This is a genomic window from Thermoflexus sp. (genome assembly GCF_042408815.1).
Lineage (GTDB): Bacteria > Chloroflexota > Anaerolineae > Thermoflexales > Thermoflexaceae > Thermoflexus.
On record NZ_JBHOQR010000009.1, the window covers coordinates 23,947 to 46,461 of the forward strand.

Genomic DNA, 22,515 nt, shown 5'->3' on the forward strand with positions numbered 1-22,515 from the left:
CCCTCACGGGGAGGGAGACGCGCCCCCCGGAAAACACGCAGTCTACGAGCGGGAGAACGGGTCGCGGCGGCCCGCCTTATCCAGAGAAATCCGGGGAGCCGCAGAAGACACCGTTGGGAGAAGCGAGGGGGAAGGCCGGGCCGGGATCAAACTATGCCAGGCCGCGATGCCATAGCTGATGGCATAACACAACAGGAAGGGCACCGCCCCATCGAGGTGATGATGCCATGCCCGCCAGGCGAGGAAAAGGGCATACAGGGCGAAGGCCCCTTCGATCCATCCCATGGGATCCATCTCCAGCCCGGCATCCATTGCCCGCTCCCCTTTGGGCGTTCGCACAAACTCCGAACGATAGCCCAGAAGGGCCTCCAGGATAGCCCGAGTGTTGTTCAGCGTTAACCCGGTTCCCACCAGGAATAGCAAGGGAATCGGCCACAGGCGCCGGGGCCAATCTGGATAGAGGGCTTGCTGGCTCAGGCCATACATTAACGGAATCACCAGCAGCCCGAGGCCTAGGATCACGGTCCATTTCGGCCGTTCCGCCGAATGTCGCAAGAGAGGGCCCCAGAACAGAAGCAGCAGCACACCCAGCAGATTGGTGAAATACCCTCCGAGGTGGAACATGGCTGCCAAGCGCTTCCACCATGGCCAGCGGCTGCGCCAGATGCGCCCCGCCAGCTTGCAGAACGTCTGGGTGGTCCCCTTGGCCCACCGGAATTGCTGGCGTTTGAAGGCGGGGAGCGTGAGAGGAACCTCCGCCGGGACGGTTACATCGGGGACGAAGACCATTCGCCACCCAGCGAGTTGCGCCCGGTAACTGAGATCCAGATCCTCCGTTAATGTATCGCTCTCCCAACCCCCTGCCATCTCAATGGCCTCCCGGCGCCATACTCCAGCGGAACCGTTGAAGTTGACCGGGAGGCCGGCTGCCGAGCGGGCCACCTGATCCACCATGAAGTGGGCGTCCAGCATCAGGGCCTGGGCCCGGGTGATCCAGGAGGCATCGGCGTTCAGATGGCTCCAGCGGGCCTGAGCCGCCCCAATGGAAGGATCGGCCAGCAGCACCGGGATCATTCGCTTCAGGAAATCCGGTGGGGGAACGAAATCCGCGTCGAAGATCGCGATGAATTCCCCCCGCGCCCGCTGCAGCCCATAGGCTAGCGCGCCGGCCTTATAGCCGCTCCGGTTCGGCCGCCGCAGCAGCTCGATGGGATATCCCAAACTCTGATACAAGGCCACCTGCCGCTGGACTAACTGGGCCGTTTCATCGGTGGAATCATCCAGAACCTGGATCTCGAGGCGATCCCGCGGATAATCCAGCGCGACCACCGCTTCCAGTAGGCGCTCCACTACACCTCCCTCGTTGTATATGGGCAGCTGAACCGTCACCAGGGGCCAGGTTCTGGGCTCGGCCCGCGGGATCGCACGGCGCCGCCCCCACAGGCTCAGCCCGGTCAACACCAGCACATACAGCGCGTAGAAGAACAGCAGGATGCTGATCCCCAGGCTGGCCATCGCCAGGATCTTCATGGCTGTCCCTCCCGAAACCCCAGGAATCGATAAACCGGCACCACCTGAGCCCCTCCCCGGACTGGGAAAACTGGCAATGCCCGGGCCTCAATGCGATCCCGCAACCGCTCAAACACTGCCCGGCTGATCATAATCTGGCCAGGCGGCGCGGCCTCCTGCAACCGGTGGGCGTAATGGGCCACACTGCCGACTACGGTATATGTCCAATAATCCGGTGTCCCGATGGGGCCCATAACGGCCTCGCCCACGTGCACCCCGATCCGATAGCGCCGTCGGTGCTCTGGAGGAAGCATCGCATGCAGAAGGGACAGCTCCTGCTGCATCCGCCACGCCGCCCGCAGGGCCCGATAGGTATGATCTGGCAGATCGAAGGGCGCATTAAACCAGCCCAGCACCGCATCCCCCATAAACCGATCCACCACTCCCCCTTCTCCTCGGATCGCCTCCCAGGCCACCTGGAGGTAGCGATTCAGAAGAGGGACCAGATCCTCCAGAGGAAGCTGATCGCACAAACCTGAAAAGTCCTGTAGATCAGCAAACAGCACGGTGATCTCCCGTCGGATCCCCCCTTCCCCCCAGGGATCCGGATGCTGGATCAGATAGGCCCTCAGGTGGGGATCCAGCATGTGAGCCAGAAGGGCCTGCTCGCGCTGGACCCGAGCCTGCAAATCCTCCAGGAGCTCACGGCTGGCTTCCAAAGCGGCCTGCAACGCGCCCTGGGGATCTGCGCCCGAGGTTTCCCGTCCTGTTCCGGAAACCTCCCGCCCGATTCGCTCCAGCTGCTCGCGGAGGAGATGAAGCAGCCGGCGGATCTCGGAGGAATGCTCGATAGGCTCCATGTTCCTCGACAGAATCCCCGTGATGGATTCCCCGAACAGCCGGGCGGTGACACCATCCCACCCCTCGAATCGAGATCTCGATCCTGGCGAGGGATTCAGATCCCCCAGCCCGTGCAACGGACAGCCATCCGCCCCAACCCCCTTGGGTAGGCCGGCTTTCACCCCGACTCTTCGCCCGACCTGGGATCGCCACTCAAGCGGCTCCTGTTAAGGAGGGATTCCGGTTATTCCGAGAATCCCCCTGGCGGGCGATTCGGGCCCTCTCCATGCCCGCGGAACGAAACGCGAGGCCTTGCCATAGATCCCTTCCCGATCCGGGGCAGGGCTTGCCGGAGCCGCCACTGAAGCCCCTTATACAGAAGGCGCGGCGCCCATCCCCGAGGCGGTGGGAACGCCTGGGCCCGAGGTCCTCCGAACCGGACCGCGCTGTAACGCTCCGCCACCTGCTCCAGCGCCCCAGCGAGTTCCGGGATCAGACCCCCCAGATACCGGGCGCGCTCCATTGGGGTCCAGGAGGCTGGGAACCGGATCCCCAGCAGCCACGCCACCCGGTTCATCCAGAGGTAACCTCGAGCGGCTGGGGAGAGCCGACGCACCCGATCGTGATCCCGGATCCAAAGGGCCAAACTCAGAAGTCCCAGCACTCCAATGAAGACCACGGTCACGGGCCCCACCGAGAAACGCGAAGCCCGGGGCAAGGGAAGGGACTCCCTCGGCGGGATGTCGAAATCCCCTTCCAGCATACGGCGGGGAGTCGGCATCGGCCGGGATGCCCCAGGCGTTGAATCGATGGGCCCAGGGGCCACGGGGGTGGGGGTCGGGGAGATGGAACGCTGCGGGCGGAGGATAGCAGGCTGGGCGGCTGTGGGTTCGAATTCCACCCACCCGAAGCCCGGGAAGTAGATCTCCACCCAGGTGTGGGCATCCCGCTGGCGCACCCGATAACGCCCATCGGGCATCCACTCCCCCTGCGCGTAACCGCTCACCACCCGGGCCGGGATGCCCAGGGTGCGGGCCATCACCGCCATCGCGGACGCATAGTAATCGCAGTATCCCTGACGGATGTCGAAGAGCACGTAGACCACGCCGTCCCGGCCGGGTGGGGGGGGCGGGATGTTCTCATTATAACGGATATTGCGACGCAGCCAGGCCTCGAGCGCCGCCGCCTTATCGTAAGGCGTATCGTAACCGGCCGTGATTCGCTCGGCCAGACGGCGGATCCGGGGATCCAGATCGGAGGGCAACTGCAGATACCGCTGCACCCATTCTGGATAAACTGTCCCCGCCTGCCGCAGGCTGTCGACATCGGGAACCGGGACCAGGGAGATGGCCTCGTAGATCTGCTGGGCGCCGAAGGGCCGTGGACTGCGGATCATCATCAGATCATGGGCCTGGGCGGTGAAATACCCCTGGACAATGGAGGGCAGGCTGACCATGACGGGATGCTGAGCGGCGAAGATCAGGGTGTTGCCGGGGAGATAGACGGTGAACGTCTGGGTGACCACCGCCCGGCCTTCCCAGAGAGGCCGCGCCGTCAGGGCCGTCATCGGCGCGCGGTTTTGCTCATCTTCCCCCGAGGAAAGCCAGCCGCTGGAGGTGTAGACATCGTAAACCATACCCCGCCAGTAACGGGCAGGCCCCTGCGCTTTCACATCCATCACCGGCGTGTCGCTCAGCCGCCGCGGGCCGCCGAACGCCAGCGTGCGGCTTAGGGGGCTCCCATAGGCCGGGCGCTGGGAGCGCAGGGAGCTGAACAGCCGGTTAAAGGTCTCCTGACTCCGGCGCAACGGCCGGCTGACCTCGCTCCAAGCCCGGGAAACCCTCTCATTGGTCCCCCCCGCCGGAAGCAACCAGGCTAAGGCCAGCGTCAGCCCGGCTGCCACCAGCCCCGCCCGCAGGATGTCCACCCCCAGATCCGGGACGAACCATACCCGCTCCAGCCGCCATCGGTAGCTCTGTTCCTCATAATGAACTGTGGCCAGCCAGAGCAGCGCGCCCAGAAGATAAGCAATCAGAAAGAGGGCGAGGGGACGGGGGCCCAGATAATAATAGGCATCGACGAGGAGGATCAGCCCGGCCGGAAGCAACGCCCGCCATGATCGGATCGTCCGGAAAGAATACCAGACGCTCGCGCTGGCGGCCAGCCAAACCAGAGCACCCATCAGGACCACGAAGGGGAGCGGGTCGCTGCCGCGACCGCCCCGCATGGCCTCCATCGCCCAGACGGTGAGGCGATAGCCCAGCCATTGAAGCTTCAACGACCAGGTGGGCACCTGGATCAGACGGGCGCTGAGATACCCAACCCAGGCGGCTCCATACCCCAGATTCAGCACCAGGGCGACAGGCCCCGGGAAACGGGAGATCGCCAGAAGCCACCCGATGAAGAGGCCCCCTATGGCCACCGGCGGAAGGATCTCCAGGCCATCTGCCCAACCGGATAGCGCCACCGTCCATGCGGCCGAGCCGTTGATCACCAGCAGAAGGAACAGCATCCAGAGCGTCCCCCCCACCCCGCGGGAGACGGTCGGCGCCATCGGGAAGGCCCGCGAGAGCCCTACCTGGCGTTCTCCCACCATTGGCGCAACTCCCTTTCCGAGACCCGGGATGTGAGATCCAGGCTCAGCGGCGTGACCGAGACCACCTGATCCACCACCAGCGCGTGGATATCGGAATCGGGCTCCAGGTGCTCGAAGTCAATCTCCACCCGATACCCCAGCGGACCGGGATCCGTCGGGCGACGGCGCATCGGCCGCACCGGAACGAAATACCGCTGGCGGGACTGGCGGGTCCAGCGCCACGGCGTCTCCGGTGTGGCGGTGGCGGGGATATCGATTTTGAGCACATCCACATCAAAAGGCAACGCCTGCCGGAGGACCGCCCGGGCAAATAAGCCGGTAAAGTAAGCGGCGGCGCGGAAATCAATCTCCTCCGAATACCCCAGGTGGTGCTCCACCGGGGCCTGCAGGGAGACCGCCAGGGCGGGGATGCCGAAGCTGGCCGCCTCTAGGGCGGCCCCCACGGTGCCCGAGATGGTTACCCCAGAGCCCACGTTCTCCCCGTAATTGATGCCGGAGACCACCAGATCTGGAGGGCGTGGCAGGATCTCCAGGATCGCGTGATCCACCACCTGAGCCGGCGTCCCCTCCACCGCATAAGCCCGGAGGATCCCGCCGTTCACCACCAGGGTCTCCGGATAGATCCGCCCCTCTGAGGTGGCCGGCATGCAACGCCCCGCACCGGACCACTGCTCGACGGGAGCCACCACCACCACCTGCCCCAGGGTTTGCAGGGCAGCTGCCGCCGCCCGCAACCCGGGGGATCGGATCCCATCGTCGTTGGTCACCAGGATGAGCGGCACGGCGCCCTCCGGAAGACCCCCTCCGCGATCCGATCGGCGATCCGATGCAGGATCTCATCCGGCACCCCTTCCGGGACCATGGACTGGGGGCGGGTGTCGATGGGATCGTTGACATAATCGATACAGAGGAACCGTCCCTCCTCATCCATCGCGATCTCGCTGGAGAAGAGATGCAGACCACAGATCTCCGCGATCCGATGACCTATCGCCCAGAGAGGAGATAAGCCGAAGGCCTCCCGCTCCGCCTCGGTGACCGGCGCATATCGATGGGTCTCTGGATTCCACCAGCATGGGAACACCGCATCCACCGCGTAAATCACTCGGAACCATGCTGGCCGTCCCTCCAGCTCGCGCGGGCGCACATACCGCTGGATGAGGAACGGCTCGTCCGGGAAGGCGGTGCGCAGGACGGTCAGATCCTCTGGACGCGCGATCCGCTTCACGCCCTCTCCTCCACCCCCGAAGGCCGGCTTGGCGATCCAAAGCCCGATCGCTTTTTCCGGCCATTCCACTTCGGGCTGTTCGTTCCATGGAGGGAGAATCCACGTGGGTGGTGTGGGAAGCCCGGCGGCAATAAAACGCCGGTGCATGGCCGCTTTATCCCACGCCGCCCGGGCCTGCTCCGTGGGGTTCAAACGGAAAACGCCGGCGGCCCGAGCCCAATCGACCAAAGCCTCAAAATCCTCATCCCAGTCGGAGGCCCGGTCGAAGAAGGCCCGACAGATCCACTCGCCCTTCCACGCCCGCTCCAGAATCTCCGGGAGATCCTCCGGCGTGATGCTCGCCATCGAGAGGCCGCGGCGCCCACAGGCCTCCCGGAGCATCTCCACAAACGGCCGATCGCAATCCCAGTTCCAGGCGATGGCCAGATCCACAATCTCCCCATGAACTTTGCTCTCAATTCGCATTTCCCCCCGAATCCACTCCAGCTTCTTCCTGGCTCTCTTCATCATAACATAGGAGGAGAGATTCTCTCCAGGGAATGAGACATTGGCCCGGATTTCCTCCAGCATCCAGCCGGACATCCGCTGTTTCGCAAATTGAAGAACGGACCCTCTCCCGGACGGGGGATCCAGGCCAACCGTCCTTCTCCAGTAAAATAAAAGCGTGTGTTCACTGTGCTACATCATGCGCCCTACTTCCGGAGGCTTGTGGGGAGGCAATCAATGGGGCCTTCCGGAAATCGAACCCCATAGATTCTCATCCCGGCAAACAAAGCCTGCATGCGAGGGAAACCCATGCGACGCGCGATCTTCTGGATTTATGGCTTTCTGGTGGGTGGGTTGACCGGGGCCGGTCTGATCCTGCTGTTCACCCCTCAATCAGGCGAGGACCTGCGCAAAGAGATTCAAACCCGATGGCGGCAGATCCTGGAGGAAGGGCGCCAGGCGGCGGCCCAGCATCGGGCGGAGCTGGAACGGGAGCTGGCCATGCTCACCCGTCGAACCCCGCCTGCCCCATCCTCCTAGGACCGCTGCGCGCGGCTGTTCTGCAAAGGGCATGACCAGCGCTGTCCGGGAAAAGATTCCCCGCATCCCCTCTAAGGCCACGGCCACCACCACGGGGCGGGCGCCGTCTTGATCTCCACGTCCAAACCGCTTCTCACCGTGAGCGCCGGCCAGAAGGCCGTCCGATATGGCCGGGCCGGATCGATCGGCGTGGGCCAGGGTGCTTGCTCGTCCCCTCCCACTGGGATCTCCACCTGAAACGGCCAGCCGGGGATCGACAGGACAGCCGCGTGGGCTTTCCCCCATTCCCAGATGGTATGCAGATCTCCATAGCGCCGTCCGATCCAGATCAATGCCCGCCGGTAGGCTTCCTGTAGGATGGATCTCCAGGCCTCAGATCTCGATGGGCTCCAAGGGTTTCCCAAGGTTTCATCGGCCAGCAGCGCCGTCAGGACCACCTCCGCAGGCCGCCGGGTGCGCAGACGTCGCAGCCCCTCCTCTCCCAGCACATCTTCCAACGTCGTCCGGAGGATCTCCTCCCGCCATACGACGTAGACCAAAGCGGAAGGGCTTCGCGCGTCCAGGTCTCCCTCCCAGCGCTGGAGCATCCCCTGCACCCGTCGTTGCAGCCAGTCCTGGGGGGGCAACGTTCGCAGCACCTCCCGATGGACCGCCTGGGCTGCCGAGCAGAAAGGCCATTCCCCCGGGAGGGGCGTCCAGCTCCAGAACAGCGACGACGTCTTCTCCCTCGCGATCCCGCGGACCAGCTCCTCCAGATGATCCAGGGGGTCCCCGAAGCCCGGCTCCGGCTGCAACCACCGCCCGCCGGATGGGGAGATGTGCGCAAGGGCACCTGGGATCCCCGGCCAGCGGAGACGCAGCGCTTCCCCTTCCCACTCCGCGCGCCAGGGCAGCGGCAGCACTGGGGCCGCCATAGCGTGGAGGCGAAATCCTGGTCCTTCCCGGCAGCCGCGGAAGAGCCCGAGCTCCGGGGCCACGCCGGCGGCCGCCCACGCCCGCCACACGGCCTCACGCATCGCGACATCCGGGACCGGCGAGGCGGAGGTCCAACGAGGGTCTTCCAGGGCGGAGCGAAGGGAAGGGGGAAGACGCAGAAGCAGGCGATGGATCTCCGCCTCCATCCATCCGGGGTGGGCCAGGGCCAGGCCCGCCGCCACCGCCAGGCTATCCCGGGGATCCCAGGGCCGGGCCAGGGGATCCGGCCGGGGCAGGCGGCGGGCGCCTGGGATCCCCATCCGCCAGGCGGCGTTGACCCCGGCGGTATATGCTTCAAGCCGGGCCCGGGCCTCCTCATCCAGGGCCTCCCAGGCTCGAGCGACAGCCGGGGGGATCCGCTCCTTGGCCCACGCGTCTGCCTTCGCGGCCTCCGGCCCGATCAGCGCCTGGAGCTGGCCATACGCTGCCGCCCGCCGCAGGATCAGCAATGGAGCAGCATCCAACCCATCCAGGACGCCTTCCGCGAACGCCTGATCCTGCGCGGAGCCGGCCTCCAGACGCCACTGGGCCGGGCCGACTTGACGCAGGAGGATCCTCCCCTCCGGCCCTTGCAGGGCTAGGCGGGAAGGCGGGGGCATCGCTGACCACAACGGCAGCGCCCCGGCGAGGATCCCCACGATCAGGATCAGGGCCAGGCCGACCGTGCGGCGAAGAGGCCGTGTTCCCTGATTCATCCCCTCCATCCGGGCTTCCAGCATGCAGGAAAACGATAGCGGCCCCGCTCAGGGAGCCCGGCCCAGGGTAACGGAGACGGTTCGTTCCTCCCCATCCCGGACCACCGTCAGGCGCACTGTGTCCCCAGGGCGATAGCGCCGCAGGAGATCGGGGAGTGGATGGCGATCGTTGACGGGCTCCCCGTTCACCGCCGTGATCCGGTCGCCGGGGCGCAGGCCGGCCTCCTCCGCCGGGCTGCCGGGCAGCACCTCGAGGACCCGGGCCCTGCCCGCTTCGTGGATTACCCGCACTCCCAGCCAGGGACCGCCGGAGGGGGGTTGGGTCGGGGCCGGGAGGCCCGGGCCCCGACCGATCAGATAGCCGACCAGCCCGCCCACCGCCAGGCCGACGCACCCACAGGCCAGGCCGACCAGGATTAGAGCCGCGATCCACATCCCCGTCCGGTTTCTGAAACCCGAAGACGAATCGCTCATGGCTTATCGCTCCACGCGTTCGATGGTCGCGCCCAGGGCCCGCAACTTCCCGTCGAGATCCTCATAGCCCCGATCGATCTGGACGATGTTGCGGATCACGCTGGTTCCCGTGGCGCAGAGGGCCGCAATCACCAGCGCCATCCCCGCCCGGATGTCCGGGCTCTCCAAGCGCTCCCCGTGCAGCGGGGAGGGGCCATGGACCAGGCAGCGATGGGGATCGCAGAGGACAATGCGAGCGCCCATGGCGATCAGTTTATCCACGAAATAGAGGCGACTCTCAAACATCTTCTCGTGGAAGAGGACGGGGCCCGCCGCCTGGGTGGCGACCACAATGGCGATGCTCATCAGATCCGCGGGGAACCCCGGCCACGGCGCGTCCTCAATCTTCGGGATATGCCCGCCGATATCGGGCACTACCCGGAGGGATTGCTCGGGGGGCACAAAGATATCTTCCCCGTGGACTTCGAAATGGATCCCCAGGCGCCGGTAGACCAGTTGCACCATGCGCAGGTGATGGGGGACGGCGCGGCGGATCCAGACGCCGTCGCCGACCAGGGCGGCCAGCCCGATGAAAGATCCCACCTCGATATGATCGGATTCGATCTCCCACTCCCCACCCCCCAGGCGGTCCACCCCGTGGATGAACAGGGTGTTGGAGCCGATGCCCTCGATGCAAGCGCCGATCCGGTTGAGGAAGCCACAAAGGGCCTGGACGTGAGGCTCCGAGGCCGCGTTGCGTAGGACCGTGGTGCCCCGGGCCAGGGCCGCCGCCATCACGGCGTTCTCCGTCGCCGTCACGCTGGCCTCATCCAGTAGGATATCCGCACCGGTCAACCGGCCCTGTGAGCGGATGCGGAAAACCCGGTTCACCTCATAGCGCGCCCCCAGGGCCTCAAAGGCCAGGAAATGGGTGTCCAGCCGCCGGCGGCCGATGACATCCCCGCCAGGCGGCGGCATCTCCACCTCACCGAAGCGAGCCAGCAGCGGGCCCGCCAGCAGAATGCTCGCCCGGATGTCCCGACAGAGCTCCGGGTTCAAGGGGCGCGGGCGCACGCCGCGGGTGTCAATCCGCAACGTATGGGGGTCCAGCTCCTCGATGGCCGCTCCCAGATCGCTCAGGAGCTGCAGCAGCGTGTGCACATCGCGGATGCGGGGCACATTACGCAACACCACCGGCTCGTCGGCGAGCAGCGTGGCGGCGATGAGGGGAAGGGCGGCGTTCTTATTGCCACCCGGCCGCACCTCCCCCCGGAGCCGTCGCCCTCCCTCGATGACAAAACAGGCTTCGCGGGCCATGGCGTCCCTCGCTCGCGTCCGGGATTTCACCCCTCCCTTCACTCCAGCGATAGAAGGCGCACCCGCACGACCACCGGATCCCCCCGCCGGGCCTCCAGGGCGGCCGCAGCGCATCCATGGACCAGCCCGATCTCCAGGAAGCCGGAGCTGCCCGGGTAGGCGATCAGCTCGCCCGGTTCTCCCTCCGCGAACGTATGGACGATGCCTGTAAGGGTTCGATCGCCGATCTCCACCCGCGCCTCGCCGGCCCGGAAGACCACCGGGAAGCGCCGGGCAAGCGGACCGAAAGCGGGCTGCAGCACTAGCGCGGCCCCTTGCCACTGGAGCCGGCCGATGCTGGTCACCAGGTTCCCAAAGCGATCGGCATGCAGGATCTCCCCGACAATGCGCTCCTCCTCCAGCTCCAGGCGGGGCGGCGGCAGGCGGACTGGATCAGTCACCAGCGGGCCGAAGGCGACGGGAGGGACCCCTCGGGCGAGATGGGCTGCTGCCGGGGCGAAGACGTCCCGACCGTGGAAGGTGTAGCTGACCTGGGGCAGGCGATAGGAGGGCTCCTCGAGGGCATAACACTGAGCCTCCGGGTGCGCGTCCAGGATAAAGCTGAAGAGCCCGTTGTCCGGCCCCACGAAGAGTGCCCGTTCGGTCACCACGATCAGGGCGCGGCGCCCGCTACCCACCCCAGGATCCACCACCGCGAGGTGGATAGTCCCGGGTGGGAAATAGGGCGCCGCCTCCGCCACCACGAAGGCCGCCCGTCGGATATCCTGGGGCGGGATATGGTGACACAGATCCACTAGCCGCACATCAGGGGCGATGGAGAGGATCACCCCCTTCATCGTCCCCACGTAGCCATCCTCATCGCCGAAATCCGTCGTCAGGGTGATGATCCGCATGCGCGCTCCCCATCGCGTCATCGCTCCGGCCCTTCAGTATAGTCCAGGCCCGGGCGACTCGGAGAAAGAAGAGGGGACTCGTGGACGGCGGAGGAGAGGCAGAAGGAGGAGGGAAACCGGTAGGAAGCGTATCGCATCCGCTTCAATCGGACACCAGACAGATTGCCCCTGGGAATTCCAGCCACGAGACTCATCCGCCCGATGCGCCGTCGTGGTATCGTCAAGCCAGATTCCTACCCAGGCCGGATAGCGTCCGAAGAGATGGAGGCCCAAGCGGATCCAGGGATCAAAAGGACATGGCGACCAGCGGTCCCCCCGCTTCCTCGAGGGGGGACAGCGCGCTACGGCGCGTGCCGATGCGGGGGCTGGACGGTCCGCCGGGCGCTCTCCCAGTCGAGGATCCGCCCCCCGTGAGCTCGGGCGAAGGCCTCGGCCCGGTCACGCACGGCGAAGGCCAACAAACCGTAGCCCATAGGGGTCGGCACATCGGGCGCATGGACTAAGAGGGCGTGATCCGCCTCGATCCATCCCCCACCCTCAAAGTCGCGCACGTAGAAAGCGGCCACCTCCTCGGGATGGTCCCGGTGGTAGGCGATCATGCACCCAATGTCATCGAAGAGGCGAGCCTGGCCGTCCCGGGTCACGTAAGCTGCGGCGAAGCGAGGGTCGTTGATGAGCATCCCGCACTGGGCGCAGGCATCCTTCCCGTAGGCGATGTCTGGGGGGCGCGGCCCCGAGGCCCGGGCGCACGCGGCGACCACCAGCCATCCTAGCAGGAACACGACCGGCGGAAACTTTCGGCGCATGGAAGCCTCCCTCGGAGCGAGGATCCTAAAGGCCGGAATCCCGAAGCCCCCGAAAGCGAAAGGCCGCGATCCCCACAGCGAGGAGGAGCCAGGCCCCCATCGTCCCCCACAGCATCGGGCCCAGTGCTTCCCCGTAGGTCCGCCAAGCGAACCAGCCGGCCGGGCCCAGCAGATCTGGCGACCCGTTCAGCATCACCATGGCCAGGATCCGGAACCCGTGGAGGGGATTCAGCAGCGTCAGCCACCAGAGCCAAGATGGGGAGATCCCGACGGCCCACGCCAGCCCCATCAGGCTTAGATCCGAGAGGAAGACGGCGACCAGCCAGGCGATCAGGGTGACGCCCAGGGCCGTGCTCTGGCGCCGCAGCCCGACGCCGATGGCCATCCCGATCCCATAGGCGATCCAGGAGAGCCATGTCGCCCCGGCCGCCAGGCCGGCGTAACGGCCGATCTCCTCCGGGCCGCCCAGCCCGCCTCCCAGCCCGATCCCCAGGCCGGTCACCCCGAAGCCCAGCCCCATCGCCACCGCCAGGGCCATGGCCCCGCCGGCGGCTTTGGCGAGGAAGACCTGGGTGCGCGAGATCGGATACGAAAGCAGATAGGCCAGCGTCCCACTCTCCCGCTCCACGGCCCACGTGAGAGCGCCCAGGCCCAGGCCCATCAGGGAGGCCAGCAACATCGAGAGGTTCACCAGGCTTGCCGCCGTCCGTCCGAAACCGGCCAGCCCGATATAGCCGGAGCCGATCATGGAGAAAACGGCCAGGGCCAGGGCGATCAGGGCGAAGCTTCCCGCCGTGAGGAGAAACCATCGGCTCCGGAGGGCCTCGCGCCCCTCTTTGCGGACCAGCAGCATCCAGACGCCCATCTGCAGGCTCCTCCTGGTTTTTCTACTCCTCCCGCTCCCATTCGATATCGAGATCGAGCACGGCGATCCCGGCCTCCCAGAGGCGGCGCACGGGCGTTAGCTTGCGATCGGCTGGCACGGTGAGGATCAGCCCGTGGCCGTTGGGGAAAGAGGGATAGCCCGAGGCCTCCAACACCTGCCGGGCCCGTTCCAGCTCCGCCGGCGGCAAGCTCAACCGGAGCCGGGCCCGCAAGCCGGCCACCTCTCCCAGGGCCTCCGGGGGGACCTCCCCGATCACCTGGCCGGCCCGCATCACCACCACCCGATCCGCCAAGCCCTGCACTTCTTCCAGGCGGTGGGAGCTGAACAGCAACGTCTTTCCCTGCGCCTTGAGCTCCCGGAGCCAGCTCCGCCACTCCATCCGCGCCGTCAGGTCCAGGTTCGCCGTTGGCTCATCCAACAACAGGATGGGAGGATCCCCCATCAGCGCGAGGGCCAGGGCCAGTCGCTGTTTCAAGCCCCCAGACAGCGCACGCACCGGCTGGTCCTGATACGGAGTCAGCCCCAGCGCCTCCACTTGAGTGGGATCCACGGCCACGCCCCGCAGCGCTGCGAAGAACCCCAGGGTCTCCGCGACTGTCCAGTGGCTGTAGAAGGCCAGCTCCTGGGGAACATACCCGATCCACCGTCGAGCGGCCGGGCCTTCCTTGCGGACATCCCGGCCAGCGACCCGGATAGTGCCCTCGTAATCCAGCAAACCCAGGATACAGCGGAGAACCGTCGTCTTCCCGGCGCCGTTGGGCCCCCACAGGGCCACCGCCTCGCCTGGCCGCACGAGAAGATCCAGCCCGCGCACCGCCCAGGTCCTCCCAAACCGCTTGCGCAGCCCGCGAACCTCCAGGATCGCTTCCGGTACCGTCCTCTTCCCTTCACCCCAGGAAGGCCGAGGAGAGCGCCGGAGCCATCCCCACCATGCGGCGGCGAGGAGAAGACCGCCTAGCCCCATACGGATCCATCCTCCAGCGTTCCCCGAAGCGCGCTCCGGCGCCCGGGCCGGTAGCCGAATCCGGGGCGCGGGATCCTCCAGGCGGATCTGAGGTTCGAAGAAGGGAACCAGGATGGCAGCGGACTCGAGGGCCTGCATGGCGGGGGTGCCCCAGAACAGCCGGAGGAGAGGAACCCGATCCGCTATGGCCTCGAACACCCGTCGGGAGCGATAGGGGACATCGCCGACTCCATCGCCGTCGGCGTCAAATCCGGCGTAATCGCTCCAGAAGTTGCCCCGCCAGTCACTGGCCATCAGGTTCCCTTCCCCCTGTGTCCCCGCCTGCTGCTCGTTCTCCCAGAACACGTTTTCCCGGAAAACCACTCCCCGCACCATGGGCAGGGCCAGCACGCCGATCCCGTTGTAGGCGATGATGTTGCGCTCAAAACGAACCGGCGACCCCTCCTCCCGGGGTGTGTTGTCCAGGAAGATCGCCGCCGTGTTGTCCAAAAACAGGTTGCCTTCCACGCGGATGTCATCGCTGTCCTTGAAGGCCAGGCCATAGCCGCTGGGGCCCCGTTGATGGAGAAAGCGATTGTCCCGCAGGACGAGCCCCCGGCTATACATCACGAAAACGCCCACGAAGTTGCTCTGCAGGGTGTTTCCCCCCACCTCGCTCCCGTTGCAATACATGTAATGGATGCCGTAGCGCCCGCCCTCGAACCGATTGCCCCGCAGGAGGGAGTGGTCGGAGAACCAGATGATGACATCGCGCCCTCGCCATGTCCGGTTCCCCTCGATCCAGGCATCCGGGCTATACCAGAGGCGGATCGCATCCCCCCGCTCCGCCTCCGGGACGTCCAGGCCGATCACCGTGTTGTTACGGATGCGCCCTCCCGGAGAATCCTTGAGGTAGATCCCGAAGAGCACATCCTCCAGATGGTTGCCCTCCAGGGTCACCCCCGCGGCCCCCTCGACGAGGATCCCAGCGTCTTCGTGTTCCAGGGATCGGCCGGAGTTCCGGATCACGAAGCCGCGCACGGTCACGTGGGGTGCCCGGATGCGCAGCACCGTGCCCCGGCCCCGGCCATCCAGCACCGGCCCGTCCACCCCGATGAGGGTCAGGGGCTTGTCGATCTGGAAAGGGCCGTAGTAGATCCCGCCATGGACCTCCAACGTTGCCCCCGGCGGGGCCGCTGCGATGGCTTCCTGGAGCGTTCGATCCGGATCCCCCGGGGCCACCACTGTCAGCGTCCAGAGGGCCAGGGCCAGGGGCCGCATCATGCGCGGGCTTCCTCCGGGACCAGCGTCAGGGGACCGAGGCGCAGGGACTGACGGCGCTCTAGCGCCGTGCGGACGGCCCGACGGAAATGGAGGCCGAGGGTGATCAGGAGGGAAGCCGCCAGCGCCATCCAGAAACCGATCTGGAGCTCCGCGAGGGTTCGAAACTGCCCCACCACGCCGACGCCGATCAGGGGCGGGGTGAAGGGCGGCAACCGCAGCGGGGCGTTCGGGTCCAGATCGTGGCCGTAGCGATAGAGCCAGTAATACATGTCGGCCAGGAAAATGATCGGGAACAACATGGCGGGCAACGCCAGCACCGCCGCCCAGCGACGCCGGGTGAAGGCCAGCGCCTCCCCCAACAGCGCGGCCGCCCCGATGGCTAAGGGCGCCAGGAAGCGCTCCACCTGTGCCGCCTCGTGCAGCTTCTTCATCCCGATGTAATGGTTCAGGTTATCCACCTCATTCACATCGCCGGCCAGGTGGGTGACGTAGATGTCCACCCGGAGCCCTCCCGGATACTGCGGGGCCTGAAGGGTCATGCGCCAGTAGGGGAAGAGCAGGGAGAGCAGGAGTAGCCAGGACGCCCCAATGAAGAAAGCGCGGGGCAGCCGGAAGGGATCCTCCCGAATCCAGGCGTTCATGCGTTCCACCATTGCCTTCTCCTTCATCGAAGAATGGATCGGCCCGCGCCTTCAGGCCCCAACCCGGTAGCGTCCCGAGAAGCCATGGCGGGAATTCCGCTCCCGGAAGGGGGAGCGGCCCTCCCAGCCGCTCCCCCGGTTTCCCTTATGGCTCCACCAGGAAGTAGCCCATCATCTCCAGGTGGAGGGCCGAGCAGAACTCCGTGCAGTAGAAGGGGAAGGTCCCGCTTTGATCGGCGTCGAACTCGATGGTGGCGGTCTCCCCGGGTTCCAGGCTCAGGCTGATGTTGTAGCCGCTCAAGGCAAAGCCGTGGGTGGCATCGCGGGCCCGCTCGATGTTGGTGATGTGCCAGATCACGTGATCACCCTTACGGACGTGCACGTGCTCCGGCTTGAAGTGGCTGCGGATTGCCGTCATCCAGATCTCCACCACCCGCCGGCCGCTCTCCTCCCGCACCTCCACCCGTTCCCGGCCGGCCTCGGTGGCATTGGGATCCTTCGCCATCTTCGCTGCGTTCCACCCGATCTCCGGGTAGACCAGGAACGGCTTGAGCTTGTCGGCCTTGATGATCTGGGCGTAATGCGGCTCGCCGATCCCGATGGGCATGTCGTAGATCAGCCGCATCCGATTGCCGCTGATGTCGATCAGCTGGAGATTCTGCGGATGCAACGGGCCCACCGGCAGGAAGCGATCCACCGACCACTTGTTGAGTGCCACCACGTATTTGCCCTTGGGCGAGACCGTATCGCCCTCCGCTGCAGCAATGTGACCGATGTTGTAATGGACTGGCAGCTTCTCCACCAGCTTCCAAGGCTCCGCGCCGTCCTTGCGGTAGGGACCGCCGAGGGACCAGCGGGCCACGGCGCTATCCAGGAAGAGGGAGGTATAGGCGTAACCCTTGTCATCGAACACGGTGTGCAGCGGGCCAAGGCCGACCTCCACCTGGGCCTCCTTAACGTCCTCGAACTTCAACACCGGGACCCCGAAGGGGTCGCGCTCGAAGTTGCCGGCGGCGATGGCCTTCTGGATCTTCTCGAAGGAGTAAACTGTCACGTGGGGATCCAGCTTGCCGCCGACCACGATGTAATCGCCCCCCGGTGCCACATCCACCCCGTGGGGGCTCTTCGGCTCCGGGGCAAAGAAGAGCACTCCCTCCTGGGCTGCCGTCTGAAGGCGGATCACCTTGATCCCGTTGATGACCTCATACTTGCCGGCCCGGATCAGCTCCTCCGCCTTCTTCCAGTTGATGATGTGAAGATAGTCCATCTCATTCTTGGCCGTGCCAGCCTCGAAGGGCGGGTTGCCCTCCTCGATGCCGCCGGTGGCCAGCTCGGTGTTGATGGAATTGCAGAACACCCATCCGTAAGAGACTTTCTTGCCTGCATCGCACAGATCCTGCCAGTAGGGCGGCAGCTCGATCTGGAAGGAGCGGTCCGGATCCACCCGCCCCCTCTGGCGATCGAAGGCCCAGAAGGTCAGTAGCCCCCGGTATTTGTCCTTGTATTGATCCAGCGGGGCATACTCCCAACCGATAGGGGTCGCATACTGGGGGCCCTCGACGACGTATTCGGTGTTGGGGGTGACGAAGCCGCCCCCATGGTCGGAGATCGCATTGGGGTTCTTGACGATCTGCTTGGTCTCAAAGTCCCGCAGATCAATCACCGCCAAGCGGGCGTTGGCCTTGTCGTTGATGAACAGGAATTGGCCATCATATTCCCCTTCCGTCTCCGAAAGGGCCGGGTGGTGCGTATCCCCCCAGAGGATGGGCTTGCCCCGCGCGAAGCCGCCCTCCAACACCTCCAGGGTGCCCTTCTCCCCGAACCCGTAGCCCTGCCAAGGCTCCGGCGTGAAGACGCCGATCACCTTGAGTAGCCGCATCGAGGGGATGCCGATCACCAGGACCTGCCCGGAGTGCCCACCGGAGGCGAACATCACGTATTCGTCATATTTCCCCCCCGGCACATAGGTCCGCAGCGCGGCGACGATATCATCCGGGGAGAGGCCGCGTTCTCGGATCACCGCCTGGGCCTCTGCAGGCAGGCCCGCCACGGGGGTCGCCGCCCCCCGGGCGCAGGCCGCCCCCAGCAACGCCAGCAACAGCGGAACCCTTGCCAACCCCTTCCACCGAATCATCGAACCCTCCTTTCTTTCAAAATCCGGCTTGCATCGCCGAACACGCCCTCGACTACCCGCACCTTTGTTTGTAAGGGATGTCCACGTCTCATCATGCCCGGAACTGACGGGAAAGGATATGATCTCCGTCATAAAAGAGAGGGTTTTGGGGGTCATGAAAGCCATTATTTTGGCGTGACATTTGTCACACCGGGCGCATGGGGAGAGGATCACGGGCGAGGCAGCCCATCCGATCGCGAGCTTTCGGTTCCCGGGGGGGAAGCAGACAGGCGGAGGGGGCGCTGGGGGCAATTTTCCCAGCATGGGAATGGGCCGTGGGTGATTTCCGCGCCGCAATTAGGGCAACGGCCGCTCGCCTCATAGCACCAAAGCTCGATATCGGGCTCTCCACAGATCGGACAGGTCACGTAATCAGGAAACGGATCCGGCAGCGGCCGATCCGATGCTTCCCAAGCCATGATATCCTCGCAGGGGGCCAGCGGATTTCCGCCTTCTATCCTCCTGCAATCCCGGGATCCCGGTATGATCTTCGTCATGCGCACAGGGCGCAGGGGGGTTCCCCTGCCTTCTCCCTCCTGTCTGGATGGGTAAGATCTTCGAAAAGCCCTGCCCCAGACCCATCGAATCGTTGAATCTTGACAGGTCCTTCGAATCCGGATAGGCTTAGAAATGCCGGAAGGGGAGTAGCCATCGGGCCTTTCGCCCGATGACGGGATCGTCAGCACGGGAGATCACCCGGTTCAATCCCCGGTCCCGTCGGCCTTCTGGGCCTGGCAAGACCTTCGGTTGATGTCCGATCACATTTCCTGGGAAATGTGATTCGACATCGGCCGAAGGTCTTTTTTTAGGGGGGATGCAGCCGGGTATGGAATGAAGAGGTTTCCTTTTCGATATTCCTGCGCGAGGCGCGATCACTCCATCAGGAGGTCGGACCATGTGGTTCTGGTGGGATCCCCTGTACTTCCTGTTTGCGATGCCGGCGCTGCTGCTGGGCTTGTATGCCCAGACGAAGGTGCAGGCGGCGTATAACCGGTGGCTCCGAGCGCCCGCCCGCCTGACCGGGCTGGAGGCCGCCCAGCGCCTGCTGCAAGCGGCCGGGCTGTATGAGGTGCGCATCGAAGGAACCCCCGGGCACTTGACGGATCATTACGACCCCTCGAGCAAGGTGCTCCGGCTCTCCCCCAGCGTGGCGGGCGTGCCCTCGGTGGCCTCCCTGGCGGTGGCGGCCCATGAGATCGGGCACGCACTCCAGGACGCCGAGGGTTACTGGGGGCTGCGAGCCCGGGCGGCCCTGGTGCCGGCGGTGAACTTCGGCTCCTGGCTCGGCCCCATCCTCTTCCTGATCGGTTTCCTGATGCAGAGCCCGATGCTGGTCTGGGCCGGGGTGCTGTTCTTCTCCGCCGCGGCCCTCTTCGCTCTGGTCACGCTGCCCGTGGAACTGGACGCCAGCCGCCGGGCCCTGGCTCTGCTGGAGGGAAGCGGGCTGCTGTGGACGCCGGAGGAGCGAGCGGGGGCCCGGGAGGTGCTGCGGGCGGCCGCGCTGACCTATGTGGCGGCTTTAGCCCAAGCCCTCTCTACCCTGGCCTACTACGCCTTCCTGGCCATGGGCATGCGGCGCTCGGAGGAATAGCCAATGGACCATCCCTCCGAGTCCCGGATCCCCTGGCCTACCTTATCGGTAGCCGAGTGCTTCCAGCGGCTGCCCACGGGGCCGGCGGGGTTAGGCGAGGAGGAGGCGGCCCGCCGGCTCCGGGAATGGGGTCCCCACGAGCTGGAACCTCCCCGGCGCATCTCGCCCCTGGCCATCCTCTTGGCCCAGTTCCGAAACATCCGGGTGCTGATCCTCCCGGCTGCTACCGCCCTCTCCGTCGCCCTGGGCCATGGGACGGAAGCGGTCGTCATCATGATCATCGGCTTCTTCTCCCTCCTGCTTGGCTTTGTGCAGGAATATCGCGCGGAGCGGGCCCTGGAGGCGCTGCGCCGGATGGCTGCGCCCATGACCACCGTCCTCCGCGCCGGGGATCGGGTACCCGCGGACTTTAGGGATCCGGGAGGCAGATCTGGACCACTTGCTTCAGCTGTTCCGGCGCTATGGGGTCCTTATCCTGCTCTTCGCCCATCTGATCCCCGGGCTGCGCAGCGGGATCGCTATCCCCGCCGGGGTGAGCCAGATGCCGCGGATAGCCTTCGGGGGGCTCATCGCCCTGGGGGCGGCGCTGCGGGCGACCCTGCAGACCGTCGCCGGCCTGTTCCTGGCTCCGCCTCGGGGCGCCTCCATTTCGACGCTTTCCCTCCCGGGGGCGATAATCGTTGGGGGGCTCGCCGTGGTGGCTCTGGGATGGGCAGGGGCTCGCCGGAAGCGGGGCCATCCCCCATCGTATCCCTGAACCTGGGCACATAGAGGTGGACCGATGGAATTCCCGCTCTGGGCTTGGATTCTCTTCCATCTCATCGTCGTGATCATGTTGGCTCTGGACCTCGGGGTGTTCCACCGGAACGCCCATGAGGTGAAGCTCAAAGAGGCGATGATCTGGAGTGTGGTCTGGATCGCTGTAGCCCTGGCCTTCAACGCCGGGATCCTGCTGGTCTGGGGCCATGAGCCGGCTCTTCACTTTCTCACCGCCTACCTGGTGGAGAAATCCCTCAGCGCCGATAACCTCTTCGTCTTCGCGGTGATCTTCTCCTACTTCGGCATCCCACCGGCCTATCAGCACCGGGTGCTCTTCTGGGGGATCCTGGGCGCCGTCCTGATGCGGGCGGCTTTCATCTTCGCTGGCGTCCAGCTGCTCAAGGCCTTTCACCCGGCCATCTATCTCTTCGGCGCTTTCCTGATCTACACCGGGATCCGGCTGGCCCTGCGCGGCGAAGAGGAAGAGGTGCGCCCGGAGCGCAACCTGGTCCTCCGCCTGGCCCGCCGTTTCCTGCCCATCACCCCCGCTCTCCATGGCCAGCGCTTCCTGATCCGGCAAGGACACCGATGGATGGCTACGCCGCTGCTGTTGACCCTGCTGGTGGTGGAGAGCACCGATCTCATGTTCGCCCTGGATTCCGTGCCAGCCGTGCTGGCCATCACCCCCGAGCTGTTCATCGCTTACACCTCGAACATCTTCGCCATCCTGGGGCTGCGGGCCCTTTACTTCGTCCTGGCCGGCCTGATTCAGCGCTTGCGCTACCTCCATTACGGGCTCTCGGTGATCCTCAGCTATATCGGCGCTAAGATGCTGCTCTCGGATTTCCTCCACATCCCGCCCGCCCTCTCCCTGGCCATCGTCCTGATGACCCTCCTGATCAGCGGGCTGGCTTCGTGGATCGCGGAACGACGGGAGAAAACCCATCCGCTCATCCATCGGTGAGGCCGATGGCGCATCAGCTCAGCCTGTTCGACTTCCGACCTCGATCGGAGATCACCCCGGGGACCCCCCTCGCTCAGGCCCGGGAGGCCTTCGCCGAGCATCTGAAGGCCGGGGATTACTCCCGGCACACCGTGTATTTCTTCACCCACGACCTCCGCCTATTAGGGCAGTGCCTAGGGGAGGAACGCCCGGTGGGGGAGATTGGGCTGCGGGATCTCCAGGATTTCGTGGACTGGCTCCGCCACCGGCGCGGGATTCCGTGTACGCCCAAATCCCTGCGGCGGCGCATCACTGCCGTGAAGGCGTTCTTCCGATGGCTGCATGAGGATCTCGGCGTCCTGCCGATGAATCCCGCAGAGCGCCTGGTCTATCCGGAGGCCATTGAGCCCCTCCCGGAGGTGCTGACCCCGGAGCAGATCCAGGCCGCCCGCGAAGCTGCGGAGGGGTTTCGCCGGGAAGGGGATGCCCGCCCCCTCACATTGTTGACCCTCATGCTCTACACCGGCTTGAAGAAAAGCGAGGTCGCCGCCCTGCGCCGGGATCACTTTGATCTGCAGGAGCCGGCCGTGTGGATCCGCTACGCCCATCCCCGCTATCGCCACAAAGAGCGCAAGCTGCCGCTCCCGCCGGAGTGGCCCGAGCTGTTCCGGGAATATATGGGCCAGTATGGCATCGAGGACCGCGTTTTCCCCTGGACGCCCCGGAATTTAGAATATGTGCTGGAAGACGTGGCCCGACGGGCCGGCCTGGATCACCTCTCTTTTGAGATCCTTCGATGGACGTGCGCGCTGCAGGATTTCCTCCAGGGGATGGATCCGGAAAGCCTGCGCCGGAAGCTGGGCCTCTCTGAGATCCAGTGGCGAGATGTCTTCCGACGCCTGCAGGCCCTGGCCAGGCGCTCCGGAACACGATGAGAACCCTCGGTTTCCTCCTCCCGGT

Annotated in this window: 19 protein-coding genes and 1 pseudogene; 6 read left to right on the top strand and 14 right to left on the bottom strand. The window is 65.7% G+C overall.

Annotated features, from left to right (window positions below; genetic code table 11):
* Window positions 1-42: 42 nt before the first annotated feature.
* The 5 genes from ACFMO3_RS03770 to ACFMO3_RS03790 all read right to left on the bottom strand — a co-directional run bounded on the left by ACFMO3_RS03770 (window position 43) and on the right by ACFMO3_RS03790 (window position 6,635).
* Entirely contained in the window at window positions 43-1,530 is a 1,488-nt protein-coding gene (locus ACFMO3_RS03770; protein WP_376789102.1) for a glycosyltransferase, read from the bottom strand.
* Entirely contained in the window at window positions 1,527-2,369 is an 843-nt protein-coding gene (locus tag ACFMO3_RS03775; protein ID WP_376789103.1) for an adenylate/guanylate cyclase domain-containing protein, read from the bottom strand. The genes ACFMO3_RS03770 and ACFMO3_RS03775 overlap by 4 nt, the downstream gene beginning before the upstream one ends.
* Before the next feature lie 224 nt (window positions 2,370-2,593).
* Complete coding sequence (locus tag ACFMO3_RS03780) at window positions 2,594-4,945, bottom strand: DUF3488 and DUF4129 domain-containing transglutaminase family protein (protein ID WP_376789104.1); 2,352 nt, start codon at window positions 4,943-4,945, stop codon at window positions 2,594-2,596.
* The gene (gene surE, locus ACFMO3_RS03785; RefSeq protein ID WP_376789105.1) at window positions 4,924-5,727 is read right to left on the bottom strand and encodes a 5'/3'-nucleotidase SurE; all 804 of its coding nucleotides are present in this window, start codon (window positions 5,725-5,727) and stop codon (window positions 4,924-4,926) included. The genes ACFMO3_RS03780 and surE overlap by 22 nt, the downstream gene beginning before the upstream one ends.
* A complete protein-coding gene (locus tag ACFMO3_RS03790) occupies window positions 5,709-6,635 on the bottom strand; it encodes a RimK family alpha-L-glutamate ligase (RefSeq protein WP_376789106.1) in 927 nt (308 codons plus the stop codon). The genes surE and ACFMO3_RS03790 overlap by 19 nt, the downstream gene beginning before the upstream one ends.
* Before the next feature lie 330 nt (window positions 6,636-6,965).
* Between ACFMO3_RS03790 and ACFMO3_RS03795 the strand changes: the two genes are divergently transcribed.
* Window positions 6,966-7,196 carry a YtxH domain-containing protein gene (locus ACFMO3_RS03795; RefSeq protein WP_376789107.1) on the top strand — a complete coding sequence of 77 codons (231 nt, stop codon included), beginning with the start codon at window positions 6,966-6,968 and terminating at the stop codon, window positions 7,194-7,196.
* Window positions 7,197-7,267: 71 nt separating this feature from the next.
* Here the strand turns inward: ACFMO3_RS03795 and ACFMO3_RS03800 are convergent, their stop codons facing one another.
* The 9 genes from ACFMO3_RS03800 to nosZ form a co-directional block, all read right to left on the bottom strand.
* Window positions 7,268-8,866, bottom strand: coding sequence for a penicillin acylase family protein (locus tag ACFMO3_RS03800; RefSeq protein ID WP_376789108.1), 1,599 nt, complete (start codon window positions 8,864-8,866; stop codon window positions 7,268-7,270).
* Between the two features lie 48 nt (window positions 8,867-8,914).
* Entirely contained in the window at window positions 8,915-9,340 is a 426-nt protein-coding gene (locus tag ACFMO3_RS03805) for a S1C family serine protease (protein ID WP_376789109.1), read from the bottom strand.
* Between the two features lie 3 nt (window positions 9,341-9,343).
* A complete protein-coding gene (gene murA / locus ACFMO3_RS03810) occupies window positions 9,344-10,636 on the bottom strand; it encodes a UDP-N-acetylglucosamine 1-carboxyvinyltransferase (protein WP_376789110.1) in 1,293 nt (430 codons plus the stop codon).
* A gap of 38 nt (window positions 10,637-10,674) precedes the next feature.
* A complete protein-coding gene (locus ACFMO3_RS03815) occupies window positions 10,675-11,550 on the bottom strand; it encodes an S-adenosyl-l-methionine hydroxide adenosyltransferase family protein (protein ID WP_376789111.1) in 876 nt (291 codons plus the stop codon).
* Between the two features lie 320 nt (window positions 11,551-11,870).
* On the bottom strand, window positions 11,871-12,335 hold the full coding sequence (locus tag ACFMO3_RS03820; protein ID WP_376789112.1) for a nitrous oxide reductase accessory protein NosL: 465 nt from the start codon (window positions 12,333-12,335) through the stop codon (window positions 11,871-11,873).
* 25 nt (window positions 12,336-12,360) lie between these two features.
* Entirely contained in the window at window positions 12,361-13,200 is an 840-nt protein-coding gene (locus ACFMO3_RS03825; protein ID WP_376789113.1) for an ABC transporter permease, read from the bottom strand.
* 22 nt (window positions 13,201-13,222) lie between these two features.
* On the bottom strand, window positions 13,223-15,448 hold the full coding sequence (nosD, locus tag ACFMO3_RS03830; protein ID WP_376789114.1) for a nitrous oxide reductase family maturation protein NosD: 2,226 nt from the start codon (window positions 15,446-15,448) through the stop codon (window positions 13,223-13,225).
* Window positions 15,445-16,101, bottom strand: a complete 657-nt coding sequence (locus tag ACFMO3_RS03835; RefSeq protein ID WP_376789115.1) for a cytochrome C — start codon at window positions 16,099-16,101, stop codon at window positions 15,445-15,447. The genes nosD and ACFMO3_RS03835 overlap by 4 nt, the downstream gene beginning before the upstream one ends.
* Window positions 16,102-16,234: 133 nt before the next feature.
* Window positions 16,235-18,223 (bottom strand): Sec-dependent nitrous-oxide reductase, encoded by a 1,989-nt coding sequence (gene nosZ, locus ACFMO3_RS03840; RefSeq protein WP_376789116.1) that lies wholly within the window; start codon window positions 18,221-18,223, stop codon window positions 16,235-16,237.
* Window positions 18,224-19,157: 934 nt separating this feature from the next.
* Between nosZ and ACFMO3_RS03845 the strand changes: the two genes are divergently transcribed.
* The 5 genes and pseudogenes from ACFMO3_RS03845 (at window position 19,158) to ACFMO3_RS03865 (ending at window position 22,490) form a co-directional block, all read left to right on the top strand.
* Window positions 19,158-19,853: a zinc metallopeptidase gene (locus tag ACFMO3_RS03845; RefSeq protein WP_376789117.1), complete on the top strand. Its 696-nt coding sequence runs from the start codon at window positions 19,158-19,160 to the stop codon at window positions 19,851-19,853.
* 3 nt (window positions 19,854-19,856) lie between these two features.
* A pseudogene (locus ACFMO3_RS03850) lies at window positions 19,857-20,078 on the top strand (cation-transporting P-type ATPase); the annotation flags it as partial.
* 214 nt (window positions 20,079-20,292) lie between these two features.
* A complete protein-coding gene (locus ACFMO3_RS03855) occupies window positions 20,293-20,610 on the top strand; it encodes a DedA family protein (RefSeq protein ID WP_376789120.1) in 318 nt (105 codons plus the stop codon).
* Window positions 20,611-20,634: 24 nt separating this feature from the next.
* Window positions 20,635-21,576 carry a TerC family protein gene (locus tag ACFMO3_RS03860; protein WP_376789118.1) on the top strand — a complete coding sequence of 314 codons (942 nt, stop codon included), beginning with the start codon at window positions 20,635-20,637 and terminating at the stop codon, window positions 21,574-21,576.
* A gap of 5 nt (window positions 21,577-21,581) precedes the next feature.
* A complete protein-coding gene (locus tag ACFMO3_RS03865; RefSeq protein WP_376789119.1) occupies window positions 21,582-22,490 on the top strand; it encodes a tyrosine-type recombinase/integrase in 909 nt (302 codons plus the stop codon).
* The last annotated feature ends 25 nt before the right edge of the window (window positions 22,491-22,515 follow it).